This window comes from Allobosea sp. P1_A7, from assembly GCF_056406775.1.
Genome location: NZ_JBFTZN010000115.1, coordinates 1 through 16,593 on the forward strand (window position 1 = coordinate 1; position 16,593 = coordinate 16,593).

20 protein-coding genes are annotated in these 16,593 nt (G+C 65.2%); 7 read left to right on the forward strand and 13 right to left on the reverse strand.

The window, feature by feature from the left end:
- The first annotated feature begins 564 nt into the window (after window positions 1-564).
- Window positions 565-1,725, forward strand: coding sequence for a four-carbon acid sugar kinase family protein (locus tag AC1D34_RS19960; protein ID WP_476825111.1), 1,161 nt, complete (start codon window positions 565-567; stop codon window positions 1,723-1,725).
- Window positions 1,725-2,780 (forward strand): cupin domain-containing protein, encoded by a 1,056-nt coding sequence (locus tag AC1D34_RS19965; protein ID WP_476825112.1) that lies wholly within the window; start codon window positions 1,725-1,727, stop codon window positions 2,778-2,780. The genes AC1D34_RS19960 and AC1D34_RS19965 overlap by 1 nt, the downstream gene beginning before the upstream one ends.
- Window positions 2,781-2,865: 85 nt before the next feature.
- Here the strand turns inward: AC1D34_RS19965 and AC1D34_RS19970 are convergent, their stop codons facing one another.
- The gene (locus tag AC1D34_RS19970; protein WP_476825113.1) at window positions 2,866-3,792 is read right to left on the reverse strand and encodes an alpha/beta hydrolase; all 927 of its coding nucleotides are present in this window, start codon (window positions 3,790-3,792) and stop codon (window positions 2,866-2,868) included.
- A 345-nt stretch (window positions 3,793-4,137) separates the two neighbouring features.
- Window positions 4,138-4,599 (reverse strand): Lrp/AsnC ligand binding domain-containing protein, encoded by a 462-nt coding sequence (locus AC1D34_RS19975; protein ID WP_476771027.1) that lies wholly within the window; start codon window positions 4,597-4,599, stop codon window positions 4,138-4,140.
- A 166-nt stretch (window positions 4,600-4,765) separates the two neighbouring features.
- On the opposite strand from AC1D34_RS19975, the gene AC1D34_RS19980 reads away from it, so the two are divergent.
- Window positions 4,766-5,662, forward strand: coding sequence for a DMT family transporter (locus tag AC1D34_RS19980; RefSeq protein ID WP_476825114.1), 897 nt, complete (start codon window positions 4,766-4,768; stop codon window positions 5,660-5,662).
- Window positions 5,663-5,690: 28 nt separating this feature from the next.
- Here the strand turns inward: AC1D34_RS19980 and AC1D34_RS19985 are convergent, their stop codons facing one another.
- The 8 genes from AC1D34_RS19985 to AC1D34_RS20020 form a co-directional block, all read right to left on the reverse strand.
- On the reverse strand, window positions 5,691-5,954 hold the full coding sequence (locus AC1D34_RS19985; RefSeq protein ID WP_476825115.1) for a hypothetical protein: 264 nt from the start codon (window positions 5,952-5,954) through the stop codon (window positions 5,691-5,693).
- A 36-nt stretch (window positions 5,955-5,990) separates the two neighbouring features.
- The gene (locus AC1D34_RS19990; protein WP_476825116.1) at window positions 5,991-6,221 is read right to left on the reverse strand and encodes a hypothetical protein; all 231 of its coding nucleotides are present in this window, start codon (window positions 6,219-6,221) and stop codon (window positions 5,991-5,993) included.
- A gap of 13 nt (window positions 6,222-6,234) precedes the next feature.
- Window positions 6,235-6,447 carry a hypothetical protein gene (locus AC1D34_RS19995; protein ID WP_441493407.1) on the reverse strand — a complete coding sequence of 71 codons (213 nt, stop codon included), beginning with the start codon at window positions 6,445-6,447 and terminating at the stop codon, window positions 6,235-6,237.
- A 27-nt stretch (window positions 6,448-6,474) separates the two neighbouring features.
- The gene (locus tag AC1D34_RS20000) at window positions 6,475-6,738 is read right to left on the reverse strand and encodes a DUF1488 family protein (protein WP_441493406.1); all 264 of its coding nucleotides are present in this window, start codon (window positions 6,736-6,738) and stop codon (window positions 6,475-6,477) included.
- Window positions 6,739-7,163: 425 nt separating this feature from the next.
- Complete coding sequence (locus tag AC1D34_RS20005) at window positions 7,164-8,348, reverse strand: aminotransferase class V-fold PLP-dependent enzyme (protein ID WP_476825117.1); 1,185 nt, start codon at window positions 8,346-8,348, stop codon at window positions 7,164-7,166.
- A 7-nt stretch (window positions 8,349-8,355) separates the two neighbouring features.
- Window positions 8,356-9,129, reverse strand: coding sequence for a carbohydrate ABC transporter permease (locus AC1D34_RS20010; protein WP_441493415.1), 774 nt, complete (start codon window positions 9,127-9,129; stop codon window positions 8,356-8,358).
- Window positions 9,130-9,211: 82 nt separating this feature from the next.
- Entirely contained in the window at window positions 9,212-10,162 is a 951-nt protein-coding gene (locus AC1D34_RS20015) for a carbohydrate ABC transporter permease (RefSeq protein ID WP_476825118.1), read from the reverse strand.
- A gap of 6 nt (window positions 10,163-10,168) precedes the next feature.
- Window positions 10,169-11,470: an extracellular solute-binding protein gene (locus AC1D34_RS20020; RefSeq protein ID WP_162768114.1), complete on the reverse strand. Its 1,302-nt coding sequence runs from the start codon at window positions 11,468-11,470 to the stop codon at window positions 10,169-10,171.
- A gap of 148 nt (window positions 11,471-11,618) precedes the next feature.
- Here AC1D34_RS20020 and AC1D34_RS20025 point away from each other — a divergent pair, with 148 nt between their 5' ends.
- Window positions 11,619-12,671: a LacI family DNA-binding transcriptional regulator gene (locus tag AC1D34_RS20025; protein ID WP_476770766.1), complete on the forward strand. Its 1,053-nt coding sequence runs from the start codon at window positions 11,619-11,621 to the stop codon at window positions 12,669-12,671.
- A 249-nt stretch (window positions 12,672-12,920) separates the two neighbouring features.
- On the opposite strand, the gene AC1D34_RS20030 is transcribed toward AC1D34_RS20025, so the two are convergent.
- From AC1D34_RS20030 to AC1D34_RS20040, 3 genes are all read right to left on the reverse strand, one after another.
- Entirely contained in the window at window positions 12,921-13,442 is a 522-nt protein-coding gene (locus AC1D34_RS20030; protein WP_476825119.1) for a hypothetical protein, read from the reverse strand.
- Between the two features lie 132 nt (window positions 13,443-13,574).
- The gene (locus AC1D34_RS20035) at window positions 13,575-13,781 is read right to left on the reverse strand and encodes a hypothetical protein (protein ID WP_476825120.1); all 207 of its coding nucleotides are present in this window, start codon (window positions 13,779-13,781) and stop codon (window positions 13,575-13,577) included.
- A complete protein-coding gene (locus AC1D34_RS20040) occupies window positions 13,778-14,554 on the reverse strand; it encodes a COG4280 domain-containing protein (RefSeq protein WP_476825121.1) in 777 nt (258 codons plus the stop codon). The genes AC1D34_RS20035 and AC1D34_RS20040 overlap by 4 nt, the downstream gene beginning before the upstream one ends.
- Window positions 14,555-14,687: 133 nt before the next feature.
- Here AC1D34_RS20040 and AC1D34_RS20045 point away from each other — a divergent pair, with 133 nt between their 5' ends.
- The 3 genes from AC1D34_RS20045 to AC1D34_RS20055 all read left to right on the forward strand — a co-directional run.
- Complete coding sequence (locus tag AC1D34_RS20045) at window positions 14,688-15,275, forward strand: Chromate resistance protein ChrB (protein WP_476825122.1); 588 nt, start codon at window positions 14,688-14,690, stop codon at window positions 15,273-15,275.
- 143 nt (window positions 15,276-15,418) lie between these two features.
- The gene (locus tag AC1D34_RS20050; RefSeq protein ID WP_476825123.1) at window positions 15,419-15,637 is read left to right on the forward strand and encodes a hypothetical protein; all 219 of its coding nucleotides are present in this window, start codon (window positions 15,419-15,421) and stop codon (window positions 15,635-15,637) included.
- 321 nt (window positions 15,638-15,958) lie between these two features.
- A partial coding sequence (locus tag AC1D34_RS20055; RefSeq protein ID WP_476825124.1) for a hypothetical protein occupies window positions 15,959-16,593 on the forward strand: 635 nt, incomplete at its 3' end.

Genomic DNA, 16,593 nt, shown 5'->3' on the forward strand with positions numbered 1-16,593 from the left:
GCTCTGACCTGGAAGGAGATGATTGTTACTGCCATCGACCGTTCTAAGGCCGATTGGCAGCAAGGATGCATCTTGACCGATAATATCGACAAGACTTTCACCCGCAACGTTACGCTCTGCAACCTTAATTTGCTCAAGAATCTTGTTCAGATCGGCGAGGTTGACAACAAAGCTTGAAGCCATAACAGACCCCCAATTGAAGAACGTCGGTGAATATTAGGGGCACATTAACTCTTCCATCGTATAGGCGGTTAGAGGACAAGGTCACCGCATTTTCGGGACCAGCGCGTGCCTATCAGGTGCCTCTGGTCCGTGGTCCATTGGGGCCGAGACCACCGACCTTGGTCTGGTTGGATCGTACCGGCAGAGTTCCTGGAGGCGCTGACGTGGTCAGGCGGCCGCATCGAGCTCCGGGTTCGAGCCGCCAATGGCGCGCCAGCAGCACCCAGAGCGAGCATGGCGGCGGCGGGCGGGGTTCGCTCAGTAGACCGCCCGGCCCCCAACGCGCCCCTGACAGCAGAAACTAGCGCTTTTCTTGTCGCGTGGAGGCGGCATGATCGAGAGATGAGCAGCGATGGGAATACGACGATCGGGGTTCTCGCCTACGACCTGACCAGTGCAGCGGACGGGGCTGGCCCCTTCGTCATGCGGGGCCATGGCGCGTGGGTCGGACGGGGTCGGTTGCCCCGGCAAGAGAGCGACGTCATCGCCGTGGACAGTGGCTCGCGCTCGGCTCCCGAGGCTGAGGTCGCGGAGCGGGTCTCGCGTCTCACCGCGCAGCTCGCCTCGCGCGACATCCTCTACAAGACGGTCGACTCGACGCTGCGCGGACATGTCAGGGCCGAGCTGGACGCGGCGTTCCGGGCCAGCGGGCGTAGGCAGCTCGTCTTCGCCCCGGCCTTTCCCGCGGCCGGGCGCACCACTGTCGGCGGCGTTCAATGCGTGGACGGTATCCCCGTGTCGGAGACCGCCTATGGCCGCGATCCGGTGCATCCGGCCCGCCATTCGGTGGTCGCCGACCTGGTCCCGCCCTCCATCGGGAGTGTGGTGCTGCTCGACGCCACGACACAGGACGAGCTGGACGCGCAGGTTGCGGCCTTGCCCGAACCGGAAGCCACGCTGTGGGTGGGCTCCCCGGGGATGGCGGCGGCGCTGGCGCGGCGCCTGGCTCCGACTGCGACGGGGGCTCCTGCAGCAGCGGTCGGCGGCGGGCCTGGCGATATTCTCATCGTCATCGGCAGCGCGAACCCGCGCAGTCACGGCCAGGCCGATCGGGTCGAGGGGGTGAGCGGGGTCACCCTGCTGCGCAGCCCCGCAAAGCGCGAAGACGACCCGGCGCCGCTTCTGCGGGAGATTGCAAGGGCTGCGGCGGACAGGCTTCGGGCCGAGGCCTTCGACGCGTTGATCGCCACGGGCGGGGACACCATGGAGGCGATCCTCGACCTTCTGGACGTTCGGGAATTCGAGATCCTCCACGAGCTCGAGCCAGGTTTTCCGCTTGGCCGTGCCCGGCTCGATGACGGGCGCGCGCTGCTTCTCGCCATGAAGGCCGGGGGTTTTGGCGGGGATGACACCTTGCTTTGCGCGGTCACGCGGCTGCGCCACGGGGCGCCTCTCTCTGGCCAGGGCATCGCCGATCCCGCCGGCCTGGAGACCGCGTTCGCCGATGCAAGGCGGCTCGGTTCCGCGCAAACCGGGTCGAACAGAACGAAAAAGGTGTCCTGATGGGACTTCGCTTCATCTTCATGTTGACGCGCAACGACCGCACCGTGGACGACGCGTCGGAGCAGTTGCAAACCGCCCTGCATCTCGGGGTCCGGCATATCGGCTTCAAGGATATCGGCCTGCCGCTCGACCAGCTGAAGGCGCTGAACGGCGCCATCAGGGACGGCGGCGCGACCTCCTATCTCGAGGTCGTCTCGCTCGACCGCGACAGCGAAATCGCATCGGCCAAGGCTGCGGTCGCGATCGGCATCGACGTCCTGCTGGGCGGGACAAGGGTCGATGACGTGCTGCCGATCATTGCCGGCACGACGATCCAGTACTGTCCATTCCCTGGCCGGATCATGGGCCATCCCAGCGTCCTGGAAGGCAACATCGACGAGGTCGTCGCCAGCGCGCGGATGCTGGCGGCGCGCGACGGCGTGCACGGGCTCGATCTCCTGGCCTATCGCTCGCGGGAGAACGTGCCGGCCCTGATCCAGGCCGTCTGCGCCGCGGTCTCCAAACCCGTCTATGTCGCCGGCTCCATCGACACGCCGGAACGGATCGCCGCGCTGAAGCAGGCCGGAGCCGCCGGCTTCACGATCGGCACGGCCGCGCTCGACGGGAAATACCCGGCCGAGGGCAAGGACGTGCCCCACCAGCTCGCCAGGATCATTCGCGACGTCGCAACGCTCAACCGGCACATTTCGCCATTCCACAAGGAGAACCTGAGATTTGCGTTCGGCCGGTTTTCCGACACCTGGCCGCCCCATATCGCCGCGCGCGTCAACAACATGCAGATCAAGCTCGCCAGGTTCGAAGGTGAAGCGCCCTGGCATTTCCAGAGGCATGAGGACGAGGTCTTCTTCGTCCACAGGGGTCGGCTGCTGATGCGGTTCCGTGACCGCGACGAGCTCATCGAGGAGGGCGAGTTCATCGTCGTGCCGCATGGCGTCGAACGCTGCCCCGCCGCCCCGGAGGGCGTCTGCGAGGTGGTGCTGCTCGAGCTGGGCCCGACCGCAGGCGCCGGCATCGGGGAGGACGGCCTGGGCGACGCAGGGGCCTTCCACACCTGATGCGCGCCGTCAGCCCATTCCCGGCCGGGCGCGCGTAAGCACCCGCAGCCGATACAGTCTCCGACCTGGAGCTCTCTGCGATTGGTCAGCGCACCGGCAGCAGGTACTTCAGGCCCTGCGTGAAGCCGCGCGGCGCGACCGTGAGGTGATCCTCGTCGTTCAGGACCGCTGATTTCAGCTTCAAGCTCGGATACTTTCGGCTCAGCAACGCCGTCTCCAGAGCCCGGTTGTCGGCGACCATGTCTACCGTCTGGTTGTAGCGCCGATCGCCTTTCTGCTGGGCCTCATAGGCGCCTACATAAAGATAGACATTCGCCGCCAGGTCCTGATTCCGCGTGGCGTAGCCCGCTTCGAGCTTCAAGGCATGCCGCTTGTCGTACCAGAGAGACGGGCTGCCGAGGATATAGCCGTTGAATAGGCCGGGCTCGGTGAAAAGGATCTGTGACCCAAGCAGAGCGCCGTAGGAGTGGCCGAGTAAGATTGCTCTGGCAGGGTCGGCCCGGTAGCGAGCGGTGATGAATGGCTTTGCCTGATCGCGCAGATATCCCTGATAGGCGCGCGCCTGACCATGGATGGCGTTGGCTGGTGCGGTGCTTGGACCGTTCGATGTCGGAGTATAGTCACGCTGGCGGCTGACCATGCCGTCCTCGCCCTTCCCATAAGACAGGCCGACAAGGATGAATTCCTCAATCTTGGGCCCCTCGACGTTCAGGCGGCGCCCTATCTGCCGGATGATCGGGAAAGCGTAGTCGGCGTCGGTAACATAAAGCACGGGGTAGCGCCGCTGCGGCTGCTTCGCGTAGGACGGCGGCAAAGCGACGAAGACTTGGTAGTCGCGGCCGGAGACCGGATCGGGCACGTCCCATACCTCGCTGCCGGCGATCTCGTATGGGCGCCCCTCGCCAGGCTGCACCTTTGGAGTCGATTGGGCCCGGGCGTGCATCGCGCCGCTGGAGACGCCGAAGCCGGCGATAAGGGCAATCAGCAGGGCATTTTGAAAACGTCGTTGCACGTGAAGTCTCCGCCGGCGACCACCGGTCTCAGCTCATGGGGTTATGAGGTTGGCCGACTGTTAGTGGCGCGCTCGCGCAACAATGAGGCTCGGATTCTCGCGATTGGATTCGCATTTAAGAAAACATGAATCGAGTTCCCGCCGCAGGACTGTTTCAGCTACGTCAGGGTCAGATGAGCAGAATCCGCAACGGGTCGACCTTGCCCCTTCGATCTCGTTTCCCAAGCTGACGGTTTATCAGGCGGTCGCCTGCAATAGCCCGTGCCTGGCAGATCAGGACCAAGCCGGACATCGCTGCGGAAGACCAATCCGCAATCGCCACCTCAACCGCTTCGCTCCGCCACCTCAGATCGGCAGCAGCGCGTCGGGCTTCACATCGGCCACCGATGCATAGGTATGGGTTTCCCTGACACCGGGCAGAGGCAGGATCACCCGTTCCAGAAAGTCCTGGAACAGCGACATGTCGGCAATTCGCGCTTTCACCAAATAGTCGAAGCCGCCGATGACCATGTGGCATTCCAGAACTTCGGATGCCTGCGAGATCGCCTGGGCAAATCGCTCGAAGATATGCGGGGCGGTGTGGTCGAGGCGGACCTGGATGAAGACCACGGTGCCCCGGCCGACCTTCTGCGGATCGAGGATCGCCCTGACGGCCCTGACATAGCCCTCCCGGAACAGGCGCTTGACGCGCTGGCTGGTCCCGGTCGGGGACAGGCCGACCCGGTTCGCCAGCTCGAGCGTGGTGCGGCGGCCGTCCTCCTGCAGCAGCCGCAGCAAGTTGCGGTCGATCGCGTCGAGATCGGCGATTTCATGTTTCACGCTTGATGACCACAGATAGAGTGAATCTCACGCCAAACTCATGGAATGAGCATATTCATCCGCACCTACGCCGGCAATAGGCTGTGATTGCTGCAGTCCGGTGCTGTCGGCGGCCCAGGCCCGCCGGACCGGCCGCGCCGTCACGGAGGCCCGCTTGCGCAATGCGATGTTCGGAGACGGTGCCGGCAGCAAAGGGCTGGCGATCCTGGCCGGTGCGGCCTTCGTTGCGATCACCACCCTCCAGTTCGTCGCCGCCCGCTTCAGCCTGCGCGAGCATCTGACCGCGGCCGATATCGTAGCCCTGCGCTTTCTCGGCGCGGGTCTCGTCTTCCTGCCGGTGCTTGGTAAAACCGGCACCAGACGGCTGAAGGCGCTGGGCTGGCGGAAAGCCGGGCTGCTGGCGCTGTTGGCGGGGCTGCCCTACTCGCTGCTCATCAATCAGGGGCTGACCCAGGCGCCGGCCGCCCATGCCGCCGCGCTCTCTCCCGCCTCCATCGTCTTCTTCTCCTTGGTGCTTTCGCGCATCGCGCTCAGGGAGACGGTGTCCGGCGCGCGGCTGATCGGCATCGGCGCGATCATCGCCGGGCTGCTGCTCTTCGTTTTCCATGCAGGGCTCAGTGCCGGCGACACCTGGCGCGGCGATCTGCTCTTTGCCGGATCGGGGATCATGTTCTCGGCCTATGCGGTGCTGGCCCGGCGCTGGTCGGTCGATGCGGTGACGGCGACGATCGCCGTCGTCCTGCTCTCCTGCCTGCCGCTGCCCCTGCTGCACGCCCTGGCGCCGAGCGGGTTCGCGGCCGCCCCGCTTGCCGAAATCGCCACGCAACTCGTGATCCAGGGCTTCCTGGCCGGTGCGGCTGCGATCGTTCTCTACACCTATGTGGTTCGCCAGCTCGGCCCGCAACCGGCTTCGCTCTTCATGCCCTGCATTCCGGTTGCGACGGTCGTGATCGGCGCGGTGGTGCTAGGCGAAATCCCGACGCCGCCCCAACTCGCAGCAATCGCTCTCATCACATGTGGAATGGTCTTCCCGTTACTGCGGAGAGCCTAGCCCGGGGTCGGCGCCGGAGCTTGCTGCCTTATGCCGGGACTTCGCCATTCCCGGTTTTCACCGAGACCCGACGGCAGGCGCTGCGCGTGAAGCGCTCGATCTCGGCCAGCGCCGCATCGAGGCTCGGAAACGGACCATGCTTCATGGCCTTCATCGTCTCCTGCGCCTGGCCCGCGGTGACAAGCCGGAACTCGCCCGCGGGGTTTTCGGTGATTTCGCCCATCGGCCGGCCGAGCAGGTCGCTCAGCAGCCAGACGGTGTCATCGGAGCTCTGGGTGACGGTGATGTCCACGAAGCACTCGCTCTGATCGGGATGCCGACCGTCCGTTCAAGCGGAGGCAGGCCGGCGCTTCTTCGGCTTCGGCGGCTCGGCTGCGAGGAGTTCGCGGTCCAGCGCCTCCTTGGCCAACCGCTCAGCCTTCAGCCTCGCGGTCTTGGCCTCGCGGGCCTGGATGGCGCTCTCCTCCTCGGAGAGGATCCGGTTGCGCACCGATGACTGGGTCTGCGTCCTCAGGAACGCATTATCGGCATTGGCAATGAGCTTTGAACGATCGGTCATCGGTTTCCCCCTCCTAGATCTTGCTGGCGGCGCCGCCATTCCCGACGATCTCGTGATGCCCGATCACGCGCTCGCGGCCATCGGGCCCGCGCACGCGATACTGCTCCTCGGCGTTGTCGCGGGAGGGCATGACGCGCAGAACCTCGAACGGACCTGGCCGCGGCTGGTTGATCATGTCGTTGGTGAGGCTGAGGAGGTCCCCTGCCTTGTAGGCTGTCGTGGTCATGTCTTCATTGTCCTTGGGGCGGGGGCGTCAAAAGCTCTCCGCCGTCAGCCGGTGATAGCCGCCGCGATGCCGGGAATAGGCGGAGCGGGCAGCCTGGTAAATCGTGTCACGGTTCTGGTCGAAGACGGCGAGAACCGCAGCCTCGACATCGCCCGCACTCGGGCTGAGCTTGTGCAAGGCCGCGAAATCGACCTGGAAGGTGACCTCCAGCGCTGCGTCGGAACCCCAGAAGCTGACACAGGAGCGCCCTGCATCGAAGCGTCGGATCGGATTGGGAAAGTTGAGACTCATTGCCAGTGTCCTCCCGGTCGCGTCGGCGCAAAGCGGCCCGCGGCGCCATCCGCAGGGGAACTGGAATGCCCGGATACCGTGCGGCTTCGGAGGTCAGGAATGTGGCCGTTCAGCCGCCCGCGACGCGCAGAGGCGCCGCGACGGGTCTCGCTTTGCAGGGACAAGCCAGCCATTTTCTCACATGCGGCCACGCCGGAACAGATCAACCGCAAAGCGGCTCGTTCTCGGCGACCGTGTTTTGCACATGGGGAACCGCAGCACGTTTTGTAAGGTTGGCGCAAGAATAAACCAAGCCCGCAACCGCGCCGTCCCCTGCCCTCACCGAGCGGGCCGCCTGTATCGGGGCGGGATGGAAGGCGGCCCAAGCAAGAGCCGCTTGCCCCGCCTTTCGCCTCGCAGAGGCCAATACCCCCGCGCCCGCTCCGTCACGCGGCGAGGGCGGCGCGCACGAGCACGGCAAGCCGCTCGTAATCGGCCTCCTCGTTATAGGCCTGGGCCGAGAGCCGCAGCCACAGCCCACCGGCGAGAGCGGAGACCGGTGCATCGCAGCCCCTGGCCTCGAAGCGCCGCCGGATCGCCAAGGCCGCTTCCGCACTCGCCTCAAAGCGCACGGGAAGGCGCACCAGCCTCATCGCCCGCGCGAGCTCCGGCCCGGAGCCGGCTTCGGTACCGAGCGCTGTTGCGAGGATCTCACCGCCACGCCCCGCGAGATCGGCATTGCGCGCCCGCAGGGCGGCACCGCCGAGATCCTGATGAAAGGCGAGCGCCGCCGTCACGGCCAGAAAGGCGCTGGGGTCGCGCGTGCCCGTCCAGTCGAACTCGGCGAGATAGCCGCCACCGAAACCATGCGAGATCGTCAGCGGATGGATCGCTGCCTGATGGTCCGGCCTGGTCCACAGGAAGGCGCAGCCTTTCGGGGCCATCAGCCATTTGTGGCAATTGCCGACATACCAGTCGGCATCGAGGCCCTGGAGATCGAGCGCGATCTGGCCGGGCGCATGGGCTCCATCGACAAGCACCGGTACGCCCGCCGCGTGACAGGCCGCAATCAGCTCCGCCATCGGCAGCAGGAGCGCGCTGGACGAGGTGATATGGTCGAGCACCGCGATGCGGGTGCGTGGCGTGATGGCGGCCGCGACAGCCGCGACGATCTGCGCGGCGCTAGGCTGCGGAAACGCAATCGGCGCTTCCACGATGCGGGCTCCGCTGCGCTCGGCGAGGTAGGCGACCGTGTTGCGAACCGCGCCATAGGCGTGGCTCAGGATCAGGATCTCGTCACCCGGCGCGAAATCCAGCGAGCGCAGGACGGCGTTGCAGCCGCTCGTGGCGTTGTCGACGAAGACGAGGTCCTCGCCCTTCGCACCGAGGAAATCCGCCAGCGCGCCCGCGGCCTGCCGCAGGGCCAGAGGCAGGACCGAGCGCATGAAGAGCGAAGGCTGGCTCTCCATCTCCCGGCGCCACGCGTCCTGGGCGGCGAGAACGGTTTTGGGCGTGGCGCCATAGGCACCGTGATTGACCGTCAGCTTGCTCCAGTCGAGCAACCATTCCCCGCGGATCGAGGATCCGAGCTGGACAGGCTTGGGCGGGACGGAGGTGGCGGTCGCTTTCATCGCTTGCTCACCGCTTCAGGCCGGAGGCCGCGATACCCTCGATGATATGGCGCTGGAACATCAGGAAGGCTGCGAAGACCGGGACGAGGCTGAGCACCGACATGGCGAAGAGCGGCCCCCAGGACGAGCGGCTCGTCGCATCGACGAAGCCGCGCAGCGCCAGCGGCACCGTGTAATTGGCGACATCGGTGAGATAGAGCAGCGGACCGAAGAAATCGTCCCAGGTCCAGATGAAGGAGAAGATCGCGGCCGCCGCCAGGACCGGCTTCGACAAGGGCAGCATGATGCTCCAGTAGATCCGCCAGGGTCCGCAGCCGTCGATGACGGCCGCCTCGTCGAGTTCCCTTGGGATGCCGCGGAAGAACTGCACCATCAGGAAGATGAAGAAGGCGTCGACCGCCATGAATTTCGGCACGACCAGCGGCCAGAACGTGTTCAGCCAGCCAAGCTTCTGGAACAGGACATATTGCGGGATCAGGGTGACGTGATAGGGCAGCATCAGCGTGCCCAGCATCGCCGCGAACCAGAATTTCCGCAGCGGAAACTCAAGCCGCGCGAAGGCGAAAGCGGCGAGCGAACAGGCCGCCAGGTTGCCGATGACGGCCAGCCCCGAGACGATCAGCGAATTCAGGAAGAACCGGCCGAAATTGATGCCGAGACCGTACCAACCCTCGACATAGCTCGCCAGGGTGACCGCCTTCGGCCAGAGCGAGAGATCGCTGAAGATCTCGTCTTCCGGCTTGAAGGAACTGCTCAACATCCAGAGCAAGGGATAGAGCATCGCCAGCGAGGCAAGCGCGAGCGCGATATGCTTGGGGAGCGCCCGCCACGACCGGTCGATCGCCTCCGGCGCGAGGCGGCCGTCAGCGCTGTTCGTCTTCATAATAGACCCAGAAGCGTTGCGAGAAGAAGGTGAGCGCCGTGAAGGCGGCGATCGTCAGCAACAGGACCCAGGCCAGGGCCGAGGCATAGCCCATGCGGAAATAGGCAAAACCCTGCTGATAGAGATAGAGGGTGTAGAACAGCGTCGAGTCGACCGGGCCGCCGGTGCCGCCGCTGATGATGAAGGCCGGCGTGAACGCCTTGAACGCCTCGATCGTCTGCAGGACCAAGTTGAAGAAGATCACGGGGGCGAGCAGCGGCAAGGTGATGCGGGTGAGCTGCTGACGCCGCGTCGCGCCATCGATGCTGGCTGCCTCGTAGAGATCACGCGGAATCTGGCGCAAGCCGGCGAGGAAGATGATCATCGGCGAGCCGAACTGCCAGACGCTGAGGAGGACCAGCGTGTAGAGCGAGGTTGCCGGATTCGAGATCCAGCTCGGTCCGTTGATGCCGAAGGCGAACCAGAGGAATTCGTTGACGAGGCCCTCATAGCCGAAGACCTGCTTCCACAGGATCGCGACCGCGACGCTGCCCCCGAGCAGGGACGGCAGGTAGAAGATCGCGCGATAGATGCTGAGGCCCCTGATGCCACGATCGAGGACCATCGCGACGGCCAGCGCGAAGGCGAGCTTCAGCGGCACCGAGAGCACGACATAGGTCAATGTCACGCTGACCGACGCCCAGAATTTCGGGTCGGACGAGAACATCCGCTGATAATTCGCCGCGCCGACCCATTGCGGCGCGCGCAGCAGGTCGAAGTCGGTGAAGGACAGATAGAGCGAGACGAGCGTCGGGCCGAGCGTGAACAGCACGAAGCCCGCGAGCCACGGCGTGAGGAAGAGATAGCCGGGCAAGGCATTCCTGACGCCGTCCCAGCGACGCCGGGCGACAGGGCCCGGCGTTGAGGCGGCGAGACTGGCACTGTGAGCCATGGATGATCAGGCTTTCGAGAGGATGCGCTCGGCCTCGGAGACCAGTTGCTCGGCGGCCTGTTGCGGCGTGAGCTGCTTGAAGCCGACCTTCTCGGCCGCCTGGCGGATCAGGGCAGTGACTTCGGCCGCGCCCTTCGGCGGCGCCGGAGGGAGCGGTGCCGGTCCGCGCTTGCTTAGCTGCGAGAGATGCTCGACCTGCATCTGCCCGCCCTCGTCGAGCTCCGGCGCCAGCAGGGCGCGGATCTTCTCCGAGGGCGAGACGCCGCGCTCGACGCCGAGCAGCTTGGCGCCTTCGGGCTTCAGCACCATGAAGTCGATCAGGGCTGCAGCGGTCTTGGGATCGGCCGCAGTCGCCGAGACGCAGAGCATCATCGAGGGCTTGAGATACTCGCCCGGCTTCTCGCCCTTGGGATGGAAGGCCATCCCGACCTTGCTCTTGCTGACGGCCTGGTAGCCGACGATCTGGTTGCTGTTGGTGAAGGTGATCGCGGCGCGGCCCGTCGTCAGCAGGTCGCTGTCGATGGTGATCTTGTCGGTCGCTGCGAGATCGGCGGGAACGATGGCGCCCCTGCCCCGCATCTCGGCACAGAGCGCCAGCCAGGACTCGGCATCGTCGCGGGTGAAGCCGAGACGACCGTCCTTGTCATAGAGCGTGCGGCCGCGCGTCAGCACCCAGTATTCGAGCTCGGGCTCCATCACGCTGGGATCGGCCGAACCGAAATAGCCGCGGCGGTTCGCCTTCTTGGTGATGTTTTCGCCGAGCGTCGCGAATTCGGCCCAGCTCATCTCCGGGTTTGGCGCGGCAAGGCCGAGCTTCTCCAGCATCGTCTTGTCATAGAGCAGGACGTCGCTGTTCATGCCCATGGGGATGCCATAGAGCTTGCCGTCGATCTTGCCGGCCTCGAGCACCGAGGGAACGTAATCGCTGGGGTCGATGACCGAAGGGACGAGATCGTCGAGCGCCCGCAGCGCGCCGCGACGCGCATATTCAGGCAGGTAGCGGTAATCCATCTGAATGATGTCGGGCGCATTGCCGCCGGCGACCTGGGTTGCAAGCTTGGTCCAATAGGCATCCCAGCCCACGGTCTCAGGAGCGATCTCGAGCCCGGAACGCCCGAGCTTGAAGGCATCGATCGCGGCCTGCGTCCGGCGTGCCCGGTCGGTTCCGCCCCACCAGGCGATACGCAGGCGGCCCGGCTCCGCGGCAGCGGCCGGCGAGGACAGCGCGCCTGCGCCAGTCAGCTTCAGAATGGCCGGCGACGCGATCAGCGCCCCGAAACGCAACACATCACGCCGTGATGCCTTCATGCCCATTTCGCTCTCCCTTGCTACCCTGCTTCGGCCCTTGATTCTCGTTCGTCCATGAAGGGGCCGCACAGTTGTTGTCGCGATTTGTTGCACGGTTCCAGCATCGGTGCAACGATGCACCAACACCAAAAAGGGGAGAAACCAAGGGGTGGCGACCATTCTCGATGTGGCGCGGATAGCCGGCGTCTCGGCTTCAAGTGTCTCGAATTTCCTGAACGATCGCCATGCGAAGATGACCCCCGCCACGCTTGAGCGCATCCGCAGCGCCGTCGCGGAACTCGGATACAAGCCGAGTTCGGCCGCGCGTCAGCTGAAGACCGGGCACTCGGCCGTGATCGGGCTTCTGGTGCCGTCGGTCGCAAACCCGTTTTTCGGCGAAATCGCCACCGCGATCCAGCATGCCGCCCAGGCGCGGGGGCATCAGGTGATCCTCTGCAACACCTACCGGGACCCGCACCGGGAGACCGAGTTTGCCGAGGAACTGGCGGCTTTCGGCGTTCGCGGCATCATCACCGGTTCGTCCCTGCTGAACCCCCGGCATCTCTCCGGCCTTGCCGCCAAGGGGCTCGCCATCGTCGCTTTCGAGGGCAATGCCGCCTTGTCGGCAGCCCAGGGCATCACCGTGGTATCGACGGACAACGCGCTGGCCACGACGCTTGCGGTGGATCATCTCGTTGGTCTGGGTCATCGGCATATCGCCTATGTCACGGGACCGCTTCAAACGGCAGCGCGCGCGGCGCGTCTGAACGGCTTCAGGACGGCAGCGCAGAGACATGGCCTGGACGGGTCTGTCCATGAGATTTCGCTGCCGCCGAACGAGTATGGCGACGACATGATCGCGGAACTCGGGATCGATGCCGGACTCGCCATCGCAAGACTGCAGCAGCGCCCGACCGGCGTGATCGCGATGAACGACCTGCTGGCGATCGGCCTCGCGGCGGGCTTGCGCGAACAGGGCCTGGTGATTCCCGACGACATCTCGCTGGTCGGCATCGACGACCTGTTCCTGGCCCGGCTGATGAACCCGCCGATGACCAGCGTCAGGCAGCCGCTCTCGGCAATGGCGCATGCGGCGATCGACTGCCTCCTCGATGCGATGGGACAAGCGCAGCCCGTCCAAAGCCGGATCTTCCCGCCGGAGCTGATCGTCAGGCAGTCGACCGCGCCAGCCATGCCGCGCAAGCCGAACGGACGCGGCTAGCCCGGGGAGCGCAGATCGAGCGCGAGGCGGCTTGTTCCCGGGCGCCGGGCCCACCATCGGATTCAGCGCGGGCCACCTGTGCGACCGTCGCGATGGAGCCCTTCGGGCTTCGCCCGCCTGCCCTGGAGCGCCGAACGATCAATTGGACGCAAATCCGGCGGGGCTGAAGAGGTTTCGGCATTCTGCAGGGGTGACGAGATCGCAGATGTCGCCGACGGCAAGGAAGAGGATTTTCAGCTTTTCGTGGCGCTACGCGACGCGGATCAGTTCGAAGGTCGCATCCGCGATGGCGTCCACTATGCCGACACGGCCGACATGATGCGGCGCCTGACGAAGGAGGAGCTGCTGCCCCTTGACGCCGTTCAATGTGAATTGCTTACTTTTGCTTCCCGTGACTGCTGGGGCACTTTTAGTGCTCAGCCAACCAGACGCGGCGCCAATCTCCAATAGCGTCAACTGCAGCGAATTTTGCCTCCGCAAAAGGAGCCTGACATGCACTTCCACGTTGCGCTTTCCGTCGCAATTTTGGCTATCTTCGCATTGCCCACGCAAGCCAGGCAGAGCGGCGATAGCGCTCGCGAGGCGTGTCGCGAGGAAGCTCGCAAGGCTACCAAGCCAGGACACACCTCGCGGCTCGATCGGGAGCAATTGAAGGAAATGCGCCGCGAATACGCCCGCGATTGCCGCCGGAGATCCAAGGCGATTTGATTGACTGGCCACGGCAGGGATGCTCAGGACGATCACGCTGAACACCATCACGGGCAAAGCCAACCCTTAGCGGAACTCCCGAATGTTCTCGATCTTGCCGACGATGGCGTCGTTGAAGGCGTTCATGTCCGCTGCCGGGATCCACTATTCGAGATGCGCGCGTCCACCAGCGTCCTGCACCGGATACCGATCGAGCTAGCGCCTCGCGCCCTGGACGACGCTGGCGAACAGGACGCCGATGCAGCCGAAGAGCAGCAACAAGCCGACCGTGTTGGAGGCGCCCTGCTGGTAGCGGACAAGCAGCCCGCACGCCCCGACCACGGCCAGGATGGCAAGCGCCAGCTTCTCGTCATCGACGAACAGGCCGACGAGTTCGCGAAATATCAGACGCAGCAGGTTCATCGGGTCATCTCCTGGGGTTCAATCTCCTGGGGCTCGATTGTCCGGGGACGACGGGCGACCGGGACCAGGCTGAGCCCGACGGCCAGGAACACGGCGGCAAGAGCCGGGATCGCCAGATCATGCCCGGGCCAGGCGACGCCGAGCCCCTCCCCGGTCCAGTAGACGCCGAAGGCCGACAGCATCACGCCGACGCCGAATTTGAGGGCGTTCTCGGGCACGCGCGACAGCGGCTTGTGAACGGCGAAACCGATGACCAGAACAAGGAGGCAGGCCGCGACCGCCCCCACGGCCGCCGGCCAGAGCAGCCCGCGCCCGGCGCCGACGGCGATGACGATGAACACGACCTCGACGCCCTCCAGCACCACCGCCTTGAAGGCGGCGAGACCCGCGATCCAGTTGCGCTGCGTCGCATCGAGGCGCTCCGCCTCGGTCAGGCTCGCCGTCTCCCTGGCGAAGGCGAGTTCCTCGTCATGCAAGGCGATGATGCCCGCCGCCCGTAGGATCGCCTTGCGCAGCCAGCGCAGGCCGAAGAGCAGCAACAGCACGCCGATGACGAGTTGAAGCCCCTGGAGCGGGATGCGATCGATCACGGGCCCGAGCGCCAGGACGAGAAGGCCGAGAACCCCGAGCCCTGCCGCCGTTCCCGTCAGGGCCGGCCGCCAGCCCTGCACCGTTGCGACCGCGAGCACGATGGTGAAGGCTTCGACCACCTCGACGAGCGAGGCGAGGAACGTCGCGGAAATGGCGGGGGCGGCTGTTGCCCATGAGATCATGGCTGTCGCTTTCGTTTCGCAGGCTGCGCAGCAGGATGAGATCTTCTAGCGCGACCGTGGTATGATCGATACGCGATATTCCGTTCAGTATGATTGTAACGACCGTAACATTCAAGAGGTTCCGAGAGGTTCGATGTCTGCATTGGAATGGTTGCTGCTGACCTACAAGGTCCCCGCCGAGCCGGCGCGGAAGCGGGTCTCGATCTGGCGCAAGCTGAAGGGGATGGGCGCGGTCTATCTGCAGGGCGGCGTCTGCGTGCTGCCCAAGACCGATGACCATCTGCGGCGCCTCAAGATGCTGGAGAACGAGATCGCCGAGGCCGAGGGCGAAGCGCTGCTGCTGGCGACGGTCGGCCTCGACCAGAAGCAGCAGGACAAGATCATCGCCCGGTTCAATGCCGACCGCGACGACGAGTACAAGGAGTTCATCGAGAAGTGCATCGCCTTCGAGGAGGAGATCGCAGAAGAGACCCGCGTCAAGCACTTCACCTTCGCGGAGCTCGAGGAGAACGAGCAGGAACTGACCAAATTCAAGACCTGGATCGCCAAGATCCAGAAGCTCGATTTCTACAAGGCCGATCGCGCCGAAGAGGCGGCAGGCCGCCTGATCAAGTCGGAAGCTATTCTCGACGCTTACGCGCATAATGTCTTTTCGGCGCAGGAGGAGAACATGTCTCCGGAGGCGCTGAAGGGGCAGAGCAATTCCAGCAAAACTGCGTAGCGGTTTTGCCTCCGGAATTGCGTGAAGACAGAGCAATTCCAGTAGGACCGCGGAGCGGTCCGGCGTACGAAATCACGTGAAGACAAGGCGATAAGGCATTGCAGGAGATTCCATTTTCACCAGTGCTCTAGCGGAGAAGCATCATGACGGCCGCCCCGCGCCATGCCGGTCCGATCCCGGCTTCAGACTGCCTCTGGAGCGGGTGGTATGCGTGGCGGCCGGTCTTCCCGAGCGATGACACCGGGCCGTTCTGGCTGGAGACGCTCTGGCATCGGCGCCACCCCGTTACCGGACGCCATGAATACCGGACCTTCCGCTCCGAGGCCGAGAAGCTGCGCGAGACGACCGAGCGGCTGTTCTAAGGCATCGGCCCGAAAAGTGGATTGCGGTTTTCGGGGCAAAGCCGATGCAAACACAAAGGCTTAGATCATCGAACCGGATACGATATCCGGTTCGATGATCCAGTGGATGGTGTCCGCGGCTCGCGGACGTTCCAGGAGCGTCGGCCCGGCCCCCGGCAGCCTATGACGGACCCGCGCGGAACAGACCAGACGCTCCCGGCCACGTTCGAGCTGTATGGAAAGCCGGGCCCTGCCCTGTTACGGCATGGCTGATCTGCAGGAGCGATCCGATCCTGCCGTCGGACGCGGGCAGAGAGCATGGTGGCTTCGGAGTTTCGTCGCATGGCGGCGCTCGACAACGCCGCGCTGTGCACCGCCATGTGGCGCGCGCACGGCCTTGGCGTGGAACATGTCGACGGTTGCGCCGCGTGCTCGGGAACGCCGCCGCGCTTCTACCCCCATCTCGTCACGGTCGACCCAGAAATCGATCCTCAGGTTCAGCTGCACGCCATCGCAAAACGGACAGCGCGGGCGTCCGAGGCCTTCTTCGTCAAGGACAGTTACCGGGCGCTCGCGCTGGACGGTCTCGGCTTCGAGCCGCTGTTCGATGCTCGCTGGATTCATCGGCCCGCCGGCCTGGGCGCCGGACGAACGCGGCTCAGCTGGCGCCCGATCATGGACGCCGAGGAGCTGGGCGCATGGGAGGCGGCCTGGAGTGGACGTGCTGGCGAGCCGCCGCTTTTCCTGCCGGCATTCCTGACGACGCCTGGGATCACGATGCTGGCCGGGCGGGCGGATGGCGCGATCGTGGCCGGGTGCATCGTCACGGAGACGGGCGCCGTGGCCGGTCTCAGCAACGTCTTCGGCGACGCCTCGGAGGCGATCAGCGCCACGACAATGACGGTCCCCGGTCGCGACCTGGTGGGCTACGAGAACGGCGACGCACTGGCAGCCGCACTGGAGGCCGGGTTCCGGAC